This window comes from Gammaproteobacteria bacterium (genome assembly GCA_029884425.1).
Lineage (GTDB): Bacteria > Pseudomonadota > Gammaproteobacteria > S012-40 > S012-40 > JAOUHV01.
In genome coordinates, this window is sequence record JAOUHV010000006.1 from 37,479 (window position 1) to 53,558 (window position 16,080).

The 16,080-nt window shown below is 53.6% G+C and carries 13 protein-coding genes; 9 read left to right on the forward strand and 4 right to left on the reverse strand.

From position 1 onward, the window contains the following. The first annotated feature begins 18 nt into the window (after positions 1 to 18). Positions 19 to 2,073, forward strand: coding sequence for an oligopeptidase A (gene prlC / locus OEW58_02735; protein ID MDH5300261.1), 2,055 nt, complete (start codon positions 19 to 21; stop codon positions 2,071 to 2,073). Positions 2,074 to 2,168: 95 nt separating this feature from the next. Here the strand turns inward: prlC and sbcB are convergent, their stop codons facing one another. After that, entirely contained in the window at positions 2,169 to 3,611 is a 1,443-nt protein-coding gene (gene sbcB / locus OEW58_02740; GenBank protein MDH5300262.1) for an exodeoxyribonuclease I, read from the reverse strand. Positions 3,612 to 3,639: 28 nt separating this feature from the next. After that, positions 3,640 to 5,214 (reverse strand): long-chain fatty acid--CoA ligase, encoded by a 1,575-nt coding sequence (locus tag OEW58_02745; protein ID MDH5300263.1) that lies wholly within the window; start codon positions 5,212 to 5,214, stop codon positions 3,640 to 3,642. A 176-nt stretch (positions 5,215 to 5,390) separates the two neighbouring features. Between OEW58_02745 and rpmE the strand changes: the two genes are divergently transcribed. From rpmE to OEW58_02760, 3 genes are read left to right on the forward strand one after another with little or no spacing between them, the layout of a single operon-like run. After that, positions 5,391 to 5,594: a 50S ribosomal protein L31 gene (gene rpmE / locus OEW58_02750; GenBank protein ID MDH5300264.1), complete on the forward strand. Its 204-nt coding sequence runs from the start codon at positions 5,391 to 5,393 to the stop codon at positions 5,592 to 5,594. Continuing rightward, the gene (locus tag OEW58_02755; GenBank protein MDH5300265.1) at positions 5,560 to 6,423 is read left to right on the forward strand and encodes a thermonuclease family protein; all 864 of its coding nucleotides are present in this window, start codon (positions 5,560 to 5,562) and stop codon (positions 6,421 to 6,423) included. The genes rpmE and OEW58_02755 overlap by 35 nt, the downstream gene beginning before the upstream one ends. Before the next feature lie 39 nt (positions 6,424 to 6,462). Next, entirely contained in the window at positions 6,463 to 7,707 is a 1,245-nt protein-coding gene (locus OEW58_02760) for a malate dehydrogenase (protein MDH5300266.1), read from the forward strand. A gap of 61 nt (positions 7,708 to 7,768) precedes the next feature. Here OEW58_02760 and OEW58_02765 read toward each other — a convergent pair whose 3' ends face one another. Together OEW58_02765 and OEW58_02770 are read right to left on the reverse strand one after the other, a co-directional pair. Then, positions 7,769 to 8,356, reverse strand: coding sequence for a hypothetical protein (locus OEW58_02765; GenBank protein MDH5300267.1), 588 nt, complete (start codon positions 8,354 to 8,356; stop codon positions 7,769 to 7,771). A 9-nt stretch (positions 8,357 to 8,365) separates the two neighbouring features. Then, positions 8,366 to 10,855: a penicillin-binding protein 1A gene (locus OEW58_02770; protein MDH5300268.1), complete on the reverse strand. Its 2,490-nt coding sequence runs from the start codon at positions 10,853 to 10,855 to the stop codon at positions 8,366 to 8,368. A 479-nt stretch (positions 10,856 to 11,334) separates the two neighbouring features. On the opposite strand from OEW58_02770, the gene OEW58_02775 reads away from it, so the two are divergent. From OEW58_02775 to OEW58_02795, 5 genes are all read left to right on the forward strand, one after another. After that, positions 11,335 to 11,883: a shikimate kinase gene (locus OEW58_02775; GenBank protein ID MDH5300269.1), complete on the forward strand. Its 549-nt coding sequence runs from the start codon at positions 11,335 to 11,337 to the stop codon at positions 11,881 to 11,883. Between the two features lie 67 nt (positions 11,884 to 11,950). Next, positions 11,951 to 13,054 carry a 3-dehydroquinate synthase gene (aroB, locus tag OEW58_02780; GenBank protein ID MDH5300270.1) on the forward strand — a complete coding sequence of 368 codons (1,104 nt, stop codon included), beginning with the start codon at positions 11,951 to 11,953 and terminating at the stop codon, positions 13,052 to 13,054. Then, complete coding sequence (locus OEW58_02785; protein MDH5300271.1) at positions 13,054 to 14,205, forward strand: deoxyguanosinetriphosphate triphosphohydrolase; 1,152 nt, start codon at positions 13,054 to 13,056, stop codon at positions 14,203 to 14,205. Before aroB ends, OEW58_02785 begins: the two co-directional genes overlap by 1 nt. A gap of 15 nt (positions 14,206 to 14,220) precedes the next feature. Continuing rightward, on the forward strand, positions 14,221 to 14,475 hold the full coding sequence (locus tag OEW58_02790) for a WGR domain-containing protein (protein MDH5300272.1): 255 nt from the start codon (positions 14,221 to 14,223) through the stop codon (positions 14,473 to 14,475). 9 nt (positions 14,476 to 14,484) lie between these two features. Next, the gene (locus OEW58_02795) at positions 14,485 to 16,074 is read left to right on the forward strand and encodes an SPOR domain-containing protein (GenBank protein ID MDH5300273.1); all 1,590 of its coding nucleotides are present in this window, start codon (positions 14,485 to 14,487) and stop codon (positions 16,072 to 16,074) included. Positions 16,075 to 16,080: the final 6 nt, after the last annotated feature.

A 16,080-nucleotide genomic window follows, 5' to 3' on the forward strand; every position in this document is an offset into this window, starting at 1 on the left:
TAACAAGTGGAAAACCTAATGACCAACAATCCATTACTGCGCAATGAAGGCCTGCCCGCGTTTTCTGCCATTCAACCCGAACACGCTGAAGATGCCATCGACCAATTGACCACACGTAACCGGCAAACTGTTCAGCAATTACTTGACGCCAACAGCAACTATAGCTGGGACAACTTGGTCCAGCCCCTAGAGGAAATCGAAGCGCAACTCAGCCGCGCCTGGTCACCTGTCAGCCACATGAATTCCGTGGTCAACAGCGACTCGCTGCGCGAAGCCTACAATGCCTGCCTGCCCAAGCTCAGTGCCTATGCTACCGAAATGGGCCAAAATGAGCGCCTGTTTCACGCCTTCAAACAAATCGCCGATGGCGACGAATATCGTCGCCTTGATCATGCGCAGAAAAAAATCATCGACAATGCCCTGCGTGATTTTCGTCTTTCCGGGGTGGAACTCAGCGCCGAGAAAAAAGATGCCTACAAAGACATCATGCAGAAACTATCCAACCTGACATCCAAATTTGAAGAAAACTTGCTGGACGCAACCCAGGCATTCACCAAACTGATCAGCGACGAATCCGAGCTGGCCGGTTTGCCGGAATCAGCGCTTGGCTTGGCGCGTCAGGCAGCACAACAACAAGACAAACAAGGCTGGTTGCTGACGCTGGAATTTCCATCCTACTTCCCGCTGATCACCTACGCCGACAACCGCGAACTGCGCAAAGAAATGTACACCGCCTACGTGACCCGCGCATCCGATGAAGGCCCCAATGCCGGCCAATGGGACAACGGCCCGGTCATGGATGAAATCCTCGCGCTGCGTCATCAAGCCGCACAACTGCTCGGCTTTCACAATTACGCCGAACGCTCCCTTGCCACCAAAATGGCCACCCGAACTGACCAGGTGATGAACTTCCTCACTGATTTGGCCAAGCGCTCACAGCCCATGGCCCATGCAGAACTCAAGGAATTGCGCGATTTCGCCAAAAATCAATTTGGCGTGACTGATTTGCAGGCGTGGGATTACAGCTACTACGGCGAGAAATTGCGTCAGCACAAATACGCCATCACCCAGGAAGAACTCAAACCTTACTTCCCCGAAACCAATGTCATCCCCGGCATGTTCGCCGTGGTTGAAAAATTATATGGTTTGAAAATTCGCGAAAAAACCGGCGTCGACACCTGGCACAAAGACGTGCGGTTTTATGAAATTCTGCAAGACGATGGCAGCGTGCGCGGCCAGTTTTATCTGGACCTGTACGCACGCCAAAAGAAACGCGGCGGCGCGTGGATGGATGATTGCCTGCCACGCATGAAAAAGAATGGCCAACTGCAAACACCAGTGGCCTACCTGACCTGCAACTTCACCCCTCCCGTGGGCGACAAGCCAGCGCTGTTCACTCACGATGAAGTTGAAACACTGTTTCACGAATTCGGTCACGGCCTGCATCACATGCTGACGCAAATTGATTACCCCAGCGTCTCCGGCATCAGCGGCGTTCCCTGGGATGCGGTCGAACTGCCCAGCCAGTTTATGGAAAACTGGTGCTGGGATCGTCAGGCACTCAACCTGTTTGCCAAGCATTACGAAACCGGCGCAAACATTCCTGACGAATTGTTTAAGCGCATGCTCGCTGCACGTAATTTCCAATCCGGCATGCAGATGTTGCGACAAATAGAATTTTCAATTTTCGATTTCCGCGTGCATCTGGAATTCGACCCCGCCAAATCTGGCCGGATTTACGATGTACTCAATGACGTTCGCAAAGAGATTGCGGTGGTACAACCACCTTCATTCAATCGCTTTGCCCACAGCTTCTCGCACATTTTTGCCGGCGGTTACGCCGCAGGTTACTACAGCTACAAGTGGGCGGAAGTATTGTCGGCGGATGCGTTTTCACTGTTCGAAGAAAACGGCATATTCGATCGCGAGACGGGTTTAAAATTCCTCAACAGCGTTCTCGCCAATGGCGGCTCAAAAGAACCGATGGAATTGTTTGTCGAATTTCGTGGCCGCGAACCACAAATCGACGCACTACTGCGACACAGCGGCATCGTTCAATCTGTGGATGCGTAATTTGCAAAGACCGGCGGAGAAATCCGCCGGTCCATTTCAGCATATCAACAACAGCAATTTAGCTATCGAGCTGACTCAACAAAACTGACAACGCTTTACACGCCAGCGCGCAACGCTTTTCCGTAGGATTCAAGCTCATCCAGTATCGCCCAGTCCGGACCCAGGCGGTCCGGCTCGGCACGCAGCCGCTCGATTTCATCAAAAAATGCCGCAAAATTTAGTCGTTCGCCTTCCTGCTTGGTCAGGCGCTCGGCACGGAATTCATCCCACTGCGCCCGCTCCGCGACCGACAAACTTTCCGGCCAGTTGCGCGCACGGTAGCGGAACAACATTTCCGGCAAACGCTTGTCATCAAACACCGGCTGGTGATCCGCCAATTGCTGCGGTGACAGTTGCTGAATCTGATCCATGCGTGCTCGGTCATCCTGACTGAAAAACGGGCCGCCGTAGAGCATGTAATCCGGGTCAGTGCGTTTTTCAAATTCTGTACTATTTAATACCTGCTGCAATTTTTTGTTCAGCGGTGCACCACTGGTCAGTATCGCCAGATGATTGCGGATAACGTTCAGATCAATGCCGTATTTTTTTGCCTGCGCGCCACTCAGGGTGGTCATCGGCGCAATGATGGGGCACTTGTTGGCATGTACGGTTTTGATCGGCAAGCGATCCACGCCCTCCGCCATTTCTGCCGTCGGTGTAAAAATGCGCTCGTGAATTTCTTCCACGTTCATTTTGAACAACGGCGTCGGATCGTGGCTCAGATCAAACACCATCACACCGTTTTTGTTGGTCGGGTGATTGGCAATCGGCACGACGATGGCCATGTTGCCCTGCTCAACGGGATACATGCCGGAAATATGAATTACAGGTTTTTGCTCGCGCAGATTGAGCATTTTCAGCACCTGGTTTTTACCGCGATTCTGATAGGCGTAATCGTACAGCTTGGGTTGTTTTTCCTTGATCAGTCGCGCAATGCTGATAGTCGCGTAAACGTCACTTAGCGCATCATGCGCCGATTCATGCGACACCTGATTGGCTTTGGTCAGATCTTCCAGACGCACGCTGGGCCGACCTTCATCGTTGCTCGGCCAAACGATGCCTTCAGGGCGCAACGCGCGCGTCATCCGCACCACATCAAGTAAATCCCAGCGCGAGCATCCATCCCGCCATTCACGCGCATAGGGATCCAGCAAATTGCGATACAAACTGTAACGGGTAAATTCGTCATCAAAACGCAAATTGTTGTAACCCAACACGCAGGTATTTGGTTGGGAAAATTCTGCGTTGATGCGCCGAATAAATTCCGCTTCGGGAATGCCTTCAAGCAAGGCTTTTTGCGGCGTGATGCCCGTAATCAAGCTGGAAATGGGTTGCGGCAAAAAATCATCTGCGGGCTTGCAGTACATCATCAGCGGCTCACCAATGATGTTCAGATCTTCGTCGGTACGCACGCCGGCAAATTGCACCAACCGATCGTACATGGGATTGGCGCCGAAGGTTTCGTAGTCGTACCAATAGAGGGTTTTCTGCCCTGCCATATTTTTTCCTAACAATGCTGTCTGTGGCTTATGCTTCTTCGCGGCTGTCGATACCGCGCTCTAACTCGCCGTGTTTGCGCAATTCGCGCTTGAGAATTTTACCGGCGGCATTTTTTGGCAATTCAGCCAGGAAATGAATCCGGCGCGGAATCTGGTGACGACCTAAACGGTCGCGGCAAAATGTTTTGATATCCGTTGCGTTTATTTCTTTGCCGGGCTGCAATGAAACGTACGCCACCGGAATTTCGCCATGCGACTCGTGCGGTTCACCGATCACCGCCGCTTCACGAATATCGGGATGTTCGTAAAGCACTTCTTCCACCACGCGTGGATAGACATTCATACCGTTGACGATCACCATGTCTTTGATGCGATCGACGATGTAGAAATACCCATCGGCATCGCGATAGCCCAGGTCGCCGGTACGGAACCAGCCTTCTGGCCAGAAACTTTCGCGGGTATCGTCCGGACGCTTGAAATAACCCTTCATGACGTTGTCGCCACGCACACAGATTTCGGCAATTTCGTTGTCGGCAACTTCAATACCCTGCAAATCGCGTATGCTCATTTCCACGCCCGGAATCGGCAAACCTACTGACGCATGCTTGCGCACACCATCAATCGGATTGACGCAGGTTACCGGACCACATTCGGTCGGACCGTCGCCTTCGTAAATAAATTTGCCATAGCGTTGTTCAAAGCGCTTGAGCAACTCTTGCGGCATGGCCGCGCCACCCGAAATACCGAAACGGATACTGGCAAATTTGGCCACTTGTTCGTCAGACAAATTCAGCAGCACGTTGTACATGCTGGGCACGCCCAGGAAAATCGTGGCCTGGGTTTGGGCAATGGTGTTCATCACCAGATCGGGTTCAAACTTGGGCACGGGCACCAGCGTCGCGCCGTACAGCAGCGGCGTCAACATGCCCACCGTGGCGGCGAAGGCATGGAACATCGGCAGCACCACCAACAGGCGGTCTTCCCCGGGGTGAATTTTTATCGCCTTCACCACTCCCGCTGTGTCAGCCAGCAGATTGCGATGAGTCAGCATCGCACCCTTGGGCTTGCCGGTGGTACCGGAGGTATAGAGCACAGAAGCCACATCCTGCGCCGCGTCGAACATGGGGGCAGGAACGGCGGCTTCGTTGGCCAGCAACGCCGGCCAGGCAAGATCGTCGGCAGCAGACTGTTTGGCGCCTATCGCCACACAAAAATCCAGGCGGGTAGCTGCAGCACGGAACGCGCTAACGTTGTCCGCAAAGGCTTCGTGATAAATCAATGCCTTACACTCGGCATCGTTAATGATGTATTCCAGTTCCTTGGGCGTCAGCAACAAATTGAGCGGCACAACGATCGCTCCCGCCTTGAGGATGCCAAGGTAAGCCGCCGCAAAAATGTCGCAGTTGACGCAATACAGGGCCACATGATCGCCCTTGGCAATTCCCCTGGCCGCCAGCCCGGCCGCAACCCGGTCGCTTTGCTGGTCAATTTGGCCAAAACTGACCTCGCGCCCCATAAAAATGATGGCAGTCTGGTCAGCACGCTGCTTCGCGGTAGTGCGAAACACCTCAGGGATACTGCTGTAGCTCATCGCTGTCGCCATAGAAACTTGTCCGTAAATTGATTTCCAGCAGTATACAACGGCCACCGGACGGTCGCGACCTTAACGCATTCATCTTGTGGCAACCCGCTGATCTGCGTATAATCCCGGCCTTCGTCCCTGCGGTGCCCGACATAGTGTCCGGTTGCGGTAGGGCTGGCCAGAATGAGGAATGAACAATGAAATCCGGTACCCATCCCGAATACGTAGAAGTAAGTGTAAGCTGCAGCTGTGGCGAGAGCTTTAAAACCCGCTCCACCGCCAAAAAGGATCTGCACCTTGATGTTTGCTCCGCTTGTCACCCGTTTTACACCGGCAAGCAGAAGATTGTTGACACCGCAGGTCGTGTTGACAAATTCCGCCAAAAATACGGCATCAAGTAAGCCTTGCGCTTGCCGCCGGGTGGTTTCGTCAAACCGCCCGGCAGTACTCCACCTGCTGTTTTCGCAATTCCGTTATTCCCTACTGCTTTTGCTGTTCCCTGCCCTGGCCGCCGCCGAGGATGCCTCGCTTTGCCCTGCCGATCAGCCCTTTGACCAAACTGTCACTGTCAGCCGCGTCATTGATGGCGATACTGTATTACTCAGCGATGGTCGCAAACTGCGTTTTGCCGCCATCAACGCCCCGGAATTGACCCAACGCAACAGACAGGAAGAACCTGGCGCCCTGCAAGCCAAACAGGCGCTGCAACACTGGCTGGCTGACAACCCCCAACTTCAGTTACGGCTCGATGAAAGCACCCGCGACCCCTACCAGCGCCTGCTCGCCCATCCATTTTTAGCTGACGGTCAAAATCTGCAAGCCTTAATGCTGCAGCAGGGGCTAGCGGCCCACATTGTCGACCCCAACAGCCTGTGGGCGCATCGTTGCTACGCCGCGCTGGAAAAGCACGCCCAGCAACAACAGTTGGGCATGTGGGCCAGCCCCCGCTTCGCAGCCATCGCAACTGATCGCCTGGGGAGTCATGACCATGGTTTTTACCGCATCAGCGGAAAAGTGGAAAAAGTCTGGTCCAGCAATCGCACTACCTGGCTACAACTCAGCGATCGCGTGTCGCTACGCATTGAGGACGAGGATCTGAAATATTTCAAAAACTTCAGCCTTGAAGCCTTGCGCAGTCATGAAATAGAAGCCAAAGGCTGGCTGTTCCCCTACCGCAACGGATTGAATCTGAGAATTAAACACCCCGGTGCCTTGCGCATACTCGACTGAAATCGCTATGCTGACCCGATAGGCAAAAGGAACAAGAACATGATCAAAGACTTAAAATCTGCGGCTCTGGACTATCACGAAAAACCCACCCCCGGCAAAATCCGCGTTGAATCCAGCAAACCGTGCAACACTCAAAAGGAATTGTCACTTGCCTATACCCCCGGCGTTGCCGAGCCTGTGCGCGAAATTGCCGCCGATCCTGAAAACGCCTATCGCTACACTTCCAAAGGCAACTTGGTCGCGGTCATTACCGACGGCACCGCCGTCCTTGGCCTGGGCAACGTCGGTGCCCTGGCCGGCAAGCCGGTCATGGAGGGCAAGGGAGTTCTGTTCAAACGTTTTGCCAACATCGACGTGTTCGACATCGAAGTAAACACCACCAATGCCAAAGATTTTATCGACACCGTAGAGCGCATCGCGCCGACGTTCGGCGGCATCAACCTGGAAGACATCGCCGCGCCCGACTGCTTTGAAATCGAAACCGCGCTGATCAACAAACTCGATATTCCGGTTTTTCACGACGACCAGCACGGCACCGCAATCATCATTGCCGCCGGTCTGACCAACGCACTGGAACTGCAGGGCAAAACCCTGGCCAATGCCCGCATCGTCTGCCTGGGTGCCGGCGCCGCAGGCATCGCCTCCATGAAGCTGCTGCTTTCCATGGGCGCGCGCGCTGAAAACCTGTATCTGGTTGACCGCAACGGCGTGATTCACGATGGTCGAACTGATTTGAACAGCTACAAACAGATGTTTGCCCTGAAAACCGACAAACGCACCCTGGCCGATGCCATGAATGGTGCCGACGTGTTCATCGGTGTTTCCGGCCCCAACCTGATCGATGCAACGATGATCAGCTCCATGGCTGCGCGGCCCATCATTTTTGCGCTGTCCAATCCGGTACCGGAAGTATTGCCCGAAGTCGCGCTGGCAGTTCGCAACGATCTGATCATGGCCACTGGCCGCAGCGATTACCCCAACCAGGTCAACAACGCATTGGGCTTCCCGTTTATTTTCCGCGGCGCCCTTGATGTCCGCGCCAAAACCATTAACCAGGAAATGAAAATCGCCGCAGTCAATGCCTTAGCCGCACTGGCCAAACAGCCCGTCCCCGCCGAAGTCTGCAAAGCCTACGACAAGGACAAACTGGAATACGGTTCGGAATACATTATTCCCAAACCATTGGATCCACGCCTGCTTGATGTCGTGCCTGCGGCCATCGCCCGCGCTGCAGTTGACAGCGGTGTCGCCAGACTGCCCTTGCCGGCCAAATATCAAAAATAGGCAAACACCCAAAATGCAAAAAGCCGGTTGATCAACCGGCTTTTTCGCGATGGTAAACTTCTCACGCCACCAACAATTCCTGCAACCGTTTGGTATCCAGCCTCACCACTGGCTTGCCATCCACCACACTGCGCAAAGTCGCACGCTGAGTGGAAACAGGCATCACCACCAAGGCCACTGGCGCATCGCCGGCCATGAATTCAAAACTGGGGAAACTAATTTTTCCCTTGCCCGCAATGTTCAGCGTCACATGGGTTTGATCAAACGGAATGTCGTTGTTGATAAGGAAAATGGTTACCTCTTCCGTGGTATCAGCAAACAAATGCAAAATGATTTCTGAAAACTTGCCCGCATTGCCGTCTGCCACCGGCCCCACCAACACGGGTGAAAACCGTTTGAAAAACCGCATCGCGTGCAACGCTTCTTTACGCAACACCTGCAAATGCCCTGGTTGCTCTAACCGAAATAAACTCTGATATTTTCGTAGGGCTCGTTCAATCTCCTGATTACTTGGCAAATCCTCAGTTGTCGGCTGATGCAGACGTTGCGCAGCCTTCCGCTTCGCCTGCCCATAATCACCTACCCCTTCTTCGGCCATGATTCGTGCTGCCTCATGAGCCAACCTCGTGCGCATTTGATGCTCTGCCATGACGACCTCTCAGAACAGTTGGGGTATATCTCCACCCGAATCATTTTCTGCCGGGCTGTTTCCACCTTGATGACCGTCCGACTTCCGCTTCGGTACGTTTTCCTCAAGGAATACTTCATAAATCGCATCGGCCACACTGCTGTCCGCCAACAAACCGGTTTCCGGATCAACACGCACCGTCACAACACCAGGTGGCTGAGTCAGAGGAGTTTCTGGCCGACCATTAAGCGCTTCGCGCATATAGCTAATCCACATAGGCAACGCCGCCCGGGCACCGGACTCAGCATCACCCAGCGGATGCGGGCGATCAAAACCAACCCAGGCCGTCGTCACAATTTCGCCGTTAAACCCGGAGAACCATGCATCGCGCTGATCGTTGGTTGTACCGGTTTTACCCGCCAAATCATTACGCCCCAACACCTTGGCTCGCGTCGCCGTACCACGCTGCACGATATCGCGCATAATTGTATCCATGATGTACGCAACTTCCGGACTCACTACCCGTGGCGCATGGTTTGGCCGATTGCCCTGCGCTACTACACCTTCACGCACAACGCTGCCTGACTTGGCCGCCGTCGGCGCAACAACAGAGCCTGCAGCTGCAAGTTCAGCGGAATCATCGCTATTCGCATCATTCTTCTCGCAACGATCACACACAACCGCCGGGTTTGCGGTATACAGCACCTTGCCATCGCCATCCTCAATTCGAGTTATCAGGTAAGGCTCAACCGCAAAACCGCCGTTTGAAAACACGGCATATCCCTTGGCAATTTGCAGCGGCGTCACCGAGGCGCTCCCCAACGCCAGCGACAAATCATGCGGCAAATGCGCCGGATCAAACCCAAATCGTTTCGTATACTCCAAGGCATACTGCACGCCAATGGAGCGCAGAATACGGATCGATACCAGGTTGCGAGAAGTCACCAACGCCTCGCGGAAACGCGTCGGGCCGAAGAATTGGCCGCTGTAGTTTTCTGGACGCCAAGTGTCTTCCAATCCCGAATCTTCAAACACAACAGGAGCATCGTTAATAATCGTCGCAGCGGTATAGCCCTTTTCCAAGGCGGCGGCATACACAAACGGTTTGAAATTCGAACCCGGCTGGCGCAATGCCTGATCAGCACGATTGAATTTACTGCGATCAAAATCATAGCCACCAACCACACTGATCATGCCACCGTCTTTTGAGCGCAACGACACCAACGCGCCCTCAACTTCAGGAATCTGCCCCAGACTCCACTTACCACCGCCCGCGTCGTACACACGAATCACGTCGCCTTCGGCCAACACATCAGCCGCAGTCTTCGGCGCAGGCCCAGGATAATTGCCGTCCTTGTAGGGAGCTGCCCACTGAATACCTTTCCAGCACAAATGTGCAATATGTCCATCACCGATGTAAACGTAGGCATCCTTTTCGTTCACCTGCAACACCACTCCAGGTTGCAACAACGAAACATCGGGGCGCAGCTTGATCACTTTATCCAGCTCGTCCATCTCCCCCATCTCGAGCAAATTGACGTGATCTTCTGGGCCGCGATAGCCATGACGCTCTTCGTAAGCAAGCAAGTTGTAGCGCAACGAACGATTCGCCTGTAGCTGCAAACGCGAATCAATAGTGGTGTAGACGCGATAGCCCTCGGTATAGGCCGCTTCCTCGCCAAACCGCGCAACCATCTGCGCACGCACCATTTCTGCTGCGTAGGGAGCTTCTATTTCTGCGGCCAAACCATGCAATCGGGCAGTCACAGGCTCTTTGATTGCTGCCGCATACTGCTCATCGCTGATGTTTTTCAGATCGTGCATACGCTTAAGCACATAATCGCGACGCAGCTTGGAACGTTCTGGATTAACAATGGGATTAAAGCGGGAAGGCGCTTTGGGCAGTCCGGCAATCATCGCCATCTGCGCCAAGTTCAATTCATTGAGTGGCTTGCCGTAATAAATTTGCGCTGCAGCACCCACGCCATACGCACGGTTGCCCAGATAAATTTTGTTCAGGTAGAGCTCAAGGATCTCTTCCTTGGTCAGCTCATCTTCGATTTTCAGCGCCAATAAAATTTCGCTGAACTTGCGCAAAAAAGTCTTTTCGCGACTGAGGAAGAAGTTACGCGCTACCTGCATGGTAATGGTACTGCCACCCTGCATTTTTTCGCCCGTCAGCACCAGCAAGCCGACCGCCCGCAACAAGCCCTGGTAATCCACGCCCGGGTGTTCGAAATAACGATCGTCTTCGGCCCCCAACACCGCGTGAATCATATCCTCAGGGATTTCGTTGTATTTGAGCGGCTGACGGCGCTTTTCACCAAACTCCGCCATCAGTTTGCCGTCAGCGGTATACACACGCAAAGGGACCTGGTAGCGAGTATCTTTCAGAACCGAGGTTTCCGGCAAGCGGGGCTCAATATACATGTAAGCGCCCACTACCCCAATAACCCCGAGTACAACCGCTGCACCAGTGGCGCGGATACCCCATTTAATCGCTGTTTTTAGCTTTATCATTTAATTCGTACATCCAGATACATATAGGCGCCATTTAACCCCTTGCAAAAAACGGGCAAGTTAGCTTTTCCAACGTTCTGGGAAAAACCGTGCATGTCACACCGGCGACACAACGCGTCATTGGCATATCCATCCTGGAATTTGCAAAAAATTGACTGAATTCACCGGCCACCATCCACCCACACCCAGCTAATATAGCGGTTAATCGCCAACGCAAGTCAAGCCAGGAAGAGTGCACAGTCATCAGTCTATACATATTTGTCGATTTTGCAGGGAAAAAGATCATATTTTCCTTGTGAAACAATAGGATAGCCGTACAACTCATCGAATTTAAGACAAATTTTTTATTTTTCAACAAGATACGTAAAAATATTGCCAACCTGCAGATTTTATCCCATGCCATCATTAAGGTTGTTTTTGTACTGCCCAGCAAGGCAGCGCTTTAGTACAATACAGCCATCGCAACCTAGCATTCGTTCATGAACACACCAACATCCAAGTACGCAGCAGAACGTATTTTTCTCATTGGCCCCATGGGCGTGGGCAAAACAACCATCGGCTTACAACTGGCGCAACATCTGGGGTATCAGTTTATCGACAGCGACAAGGTCGTCGAAGAACGCACGGGTGCCACCATCCCTTTAATCTTCGAAGTAGAAGGCGAAGCCGGTTTTCGCCAACGCGAAACCCTGGCCATTGATGAACTCACCCAGCTTGACCGGGTCATTCTTGCCACCGGCGGCGGCGCAGTGATCAGCGAACAAAATCGTCGTTACCTGGCTGAACGCGGCACCGTGGTATTTCTGCACGCCGACATCGATCAACTGTTCGAGCGCACATCCAAGGATCGTAACCGCCCATTGTTGCAAACCGACAATCCCAAACAGAAGCTGGAACAAATATTTCAGGCGCGCAAACCTTTCTACCAGGAAATCGCCGACATCGAATTTGACACCGGCGAGCACTGCCTGCGCGATACCATCCGACTGCTGCTACGACAAATTCAAAAATACAGAGCCAGCGTCTAGCAACGGGGAGCTTGCACCCCCACCTTATAGATTTTATGCTGTAAATCCAACCATCGAGAGCATGCACATGAAAACGCTAAACGTCGAGCTGGGTGACCGTAGTTACCCAATTTTCATTGGTCCCAAATTATTGGGCAATGCCTCACTGATTCGCCCCTACATCAAAGGCAAACAGGTCATGATCGTCAGCAACACCACCGTTGCGCCGCTGTACCTGGCCAAAGTTCGTAGCATGCTCGATGGATTTCAGGTCACCGAAGTCATCCTGCCCGATGGCGAAAAATATAAAAATCTCACCGTGCTCAACGAGATTTACAGCGCCTTGCTGGAAAACACCTTCGACCGCAGCTGCACACTCATCGCTTTGGGTGGCGGCGTCATTGGCGACATGACCGGCTACGCCGCTGCCACTTATCAGCGCGGCGTTAATTTCATCCAGATTCCTACCACCCTGCTTTCGCAGGTGGACAGCTCGGTCGGCGGCAAAACCGGCGTGAACCATCCGCTTGGCAAAAATATGATTGGCGCCTTTCATCAGCCGCAGTGCGTCATTGCCGACACCGACACCCTCAACACCCTGGATGATCGCGAACTGTCCGCCGGCATTGCCGAGGTCATCAAATACGGCCTGCTGGGCGACGCGCCCTTCACCGACTGGCTTGAACAAAACATGGATGCGCTGCTGGCGCGCGAGCCACAGGCACTGAGCTACGCCATTGAGCGGTCGTGCGCTGACAAAGCCGAGATTGTTGCCTCCGACGAACGCGAAAATGGCCGACGCGCTCTGCTCAATCTTGGTCATACTTTTGGCCACGCCATTGAAACCGGCATGGGTTATGGCGAATGGCTGCACGGCGAAGCGGTTGCCTGCGGTATGTTGATTGCCGCCGAAATGTCCATGCGTCTGGGCTGGCTCAGCGAAACCGACGTTATGCGTATCGACAACCTGATCGACAAGGCCAGCCTGCCCACCCGCGCACCAGCCAAACTCACCACCGACAAATTTATCGAGCTGATGAGTCGCGACAAAAAAGCACTCGGCGGCCAGATCCGCTTGGTGCTGCTCAAGGCCATCGGCGAATCCGTAGTCACAGCCGACTATCCAATGGCCACACTGCGTCAATCTCTGGATGCCCACCACGCCGTTTCCGGCCAGAAATTGGGTGCCTGATGCAAAATCTGGCCAGTTACGCCGCCCACGAGCAACATTCCAAAGGCCGACAATTCAGCGAACCTCATCCGGGTTTTCGTAGCGAGTATCAACGCGACCGCGACCGCATCGTCCATAGCACTGCCTTTCGCCGCCTGGAGTACAAAACCCAGGTTTTCGTTAATCACGAAGGCGATCTGTTTCGCACTCGCCTCACGCATTCCATTGAAGTGGCGCAAATTGGTCGCGCCATTGCCCGCGTGCTGAGCCTCAACGAAGATCTGACCGAAGCGATTGCGCTGGCACATGACCTTGGCCACACGCCATTTGGTCACGCCGGCCAGGACGCGCTGAACGACAGCATGAAACAGTATGGCGGTTTTGAGCACAACCTGCAGTCGCTGCGCGTGGTCGATCAACTGGAACAAAAATACGCGGATTTCGAGGGACTCAATCTCACCTTTGAAACCCGCGAAGGCATACTCAAACATTGCTCGCAAACCAATGCCAAACAACTCGGCAACCTTGGCGAACGTTTTTTGCTGGGCAAACAACCCGGCCTGGAAGCGCAACTGGCCAACTTTGCCGATGAAATCGCCTACAACAATCACGACGTCGATGACGGTCTGCGCAGCAAATTAATCACCCCAACCCAATTACGCGAAATTGAACTGTTCCGTCGCCACTACGATGCCGTGGTCAGCCGTTATCCCGACGTGTCTGAGCGCCGCACCATTCACGAAACCGTGCGCCGCATGATCAACGAAGTAGTCAATGACCTGGTCGCCACCACCAGCCAAAATTTGCGCGACTGCGCCCCCCTCAATATCGATGACGTACGCAATGCCAAACAGCCGCTGGTCGGCTTCAGTCCCGCTATTCGCGAACAAACACAGCTGCTGAAGCGTTTTCTGCGGCATAATCTGTACTCCCACTACCGGGTGTACCGCATGACCACCAAGGCCAAGCACATTGTCCAAAGCCTGTTCACCGCACTGATGGACGACATTCATTTACTGCCTCACGAACATCAACGGCTGGCCAACCAGGCGGAACAGCAGCAAGGGCGCGACGGCCGTGCCCGTGTCGTTGCCGATTACATTGCCGGCATGACGGACAGATATGCCATCAAGGAATATCAACGATTGTTTGAACCCTTACAATTGACCTAGGATAGAACTCAGCGCATGCGCATCTACATGCAAACACCGCCGACCTCCGATCAGCCACCTCGCTTTTATCAGATCTATCTCGAGCGCGATTTGTTGGCCGGCTGGATTGTCACCAAAGAATGGGGACACGTAGGCGCATCCGGCAGAGTCAAACTCGAACACTATGACGACCACGACACCGCCGTGGCCGCACTGGAAGAAACCCGTGACGCACAATGCAAACGCGGCTACCGCGTTGTATTCGTGCAGGGTCAAAACGAACCGCGCTAAGGAGCCACTGTGCCCACACCCAACATTACCCACCGTTTAAGCATGTTTCGCGACAACATGGCCGACATCGCCTTTTTTCTCGATGGCGAACGTGATGCCATCAGCAAAAAAATGGCGCATCTGATCGACTTCACCAAACTCATTTTGTTTGTCCAGGGCATCAACGGCGTCGGTAAAACTTCGCTGCTCAAATACCGCTTTTTGCACAACAAAAAATCCACTTGGCGTGTCTGCGTCATTGATGCTGCCGTCATCAAAAACACCAACGACCTGCTCAGTAAATTATCCGTTGACCTTGGTTTCAGCCAACCATCGCGCCAGGCGCCGGCAATTGAACTCATCGTTCAACAACTCGAAGATCTGCGCAAAAGCGGCCAGATTGGATTGCTGGTAATTGACAACGCCGAGGAACTCGACAAAAACCAGTGCGCATTGATCAGCGATCTTGGCATCCGTCATCAAGGATTGCCCGCTCTGATCCGGCTGGTCATGTTTGGCGAACACCTGCCCAAGCCACTGGATCAAGCCATTAAACACGCTGCACAGGAAAACAAAGAAGAACAAATCAACAACATTGTACTGCCACGCCTGGGCGAAAAAGAAACCAGTGACTACATTCGCCACTGCCTGCAGCACATGGACAACACCGACAGCCACCTGTTCGATCCAGCGACCGTGCGCAGCATTTTTGAAAAATCCGGCGGACTGATTCCGCGCATCAATGATCTGGCCAACCGAGTTTTGGGCGCACCTGCAAAATCGTCTGCTACTTCCGCCAAAAAACAGGGCAAGAAAGAACTGGGTCTCATGCCCATCATCGCTTCAGCGCTGGCGGTGACGTTTGTCGTCTCACTGTTTTTGTTCGACCAGTCGCCATCAACGCCCGAGCAAATCGACAACGTGGCAACCGAAACCGAAATCGATCCCGATCGCGTAACCACCGAATTGGCACTGCCGGCACAAGGTGGCGATGCAGCCGCGCAGCGCCACACCATCAGCATCAAAGATGGCGAAGTAAAAAATTCTTTTGATCAGGCATCTGCTGACGATGCGCCGCAACCCATTTCGCCACTCATGCCATCAGCCGTGGAGTTTACCGATGGCGACGTTGCTGCCAACGCCAGTCAGCCTGATGTTGCCGCCGCTCCGCCCACCGTGCCAGCCGCTGCTCCCGCTCGCGTAGAGCCGCCTGCGCCCGCAAAACCAGAGCCGCAAACAAACACGCCAATGGTTGCGAGCATTCCCGAGAAAAAGCCCGAACCAAAACCTGAACCTGCGGCTAAAAAACCGGAGCCTAAGAGCGAACCGGCACAAAACGGTCCTTTGACCGCCGAGAAGTTTCGCAAAGCTCCGCGTGGCTATTTCACTGTGCAGTTGAGCGCCGGCAGCAACGAGGCCGCAATCAAACAATTCATCAGCGAACACAAGCTGGATAAACAATCGATTTATCTGACCGGCACGCGTGATGGCAAACCCTGGTTTACTGTCGTGCACGGAGTATTCAAAGATCGCGCAAGCGCTGAACAGGCGAGCAAAAAACTGCCAAGCTCCATTAAGTCCAAACCCTGGGTACGCACTGTCGAAGGACTGCAGAAATAGCAGCGA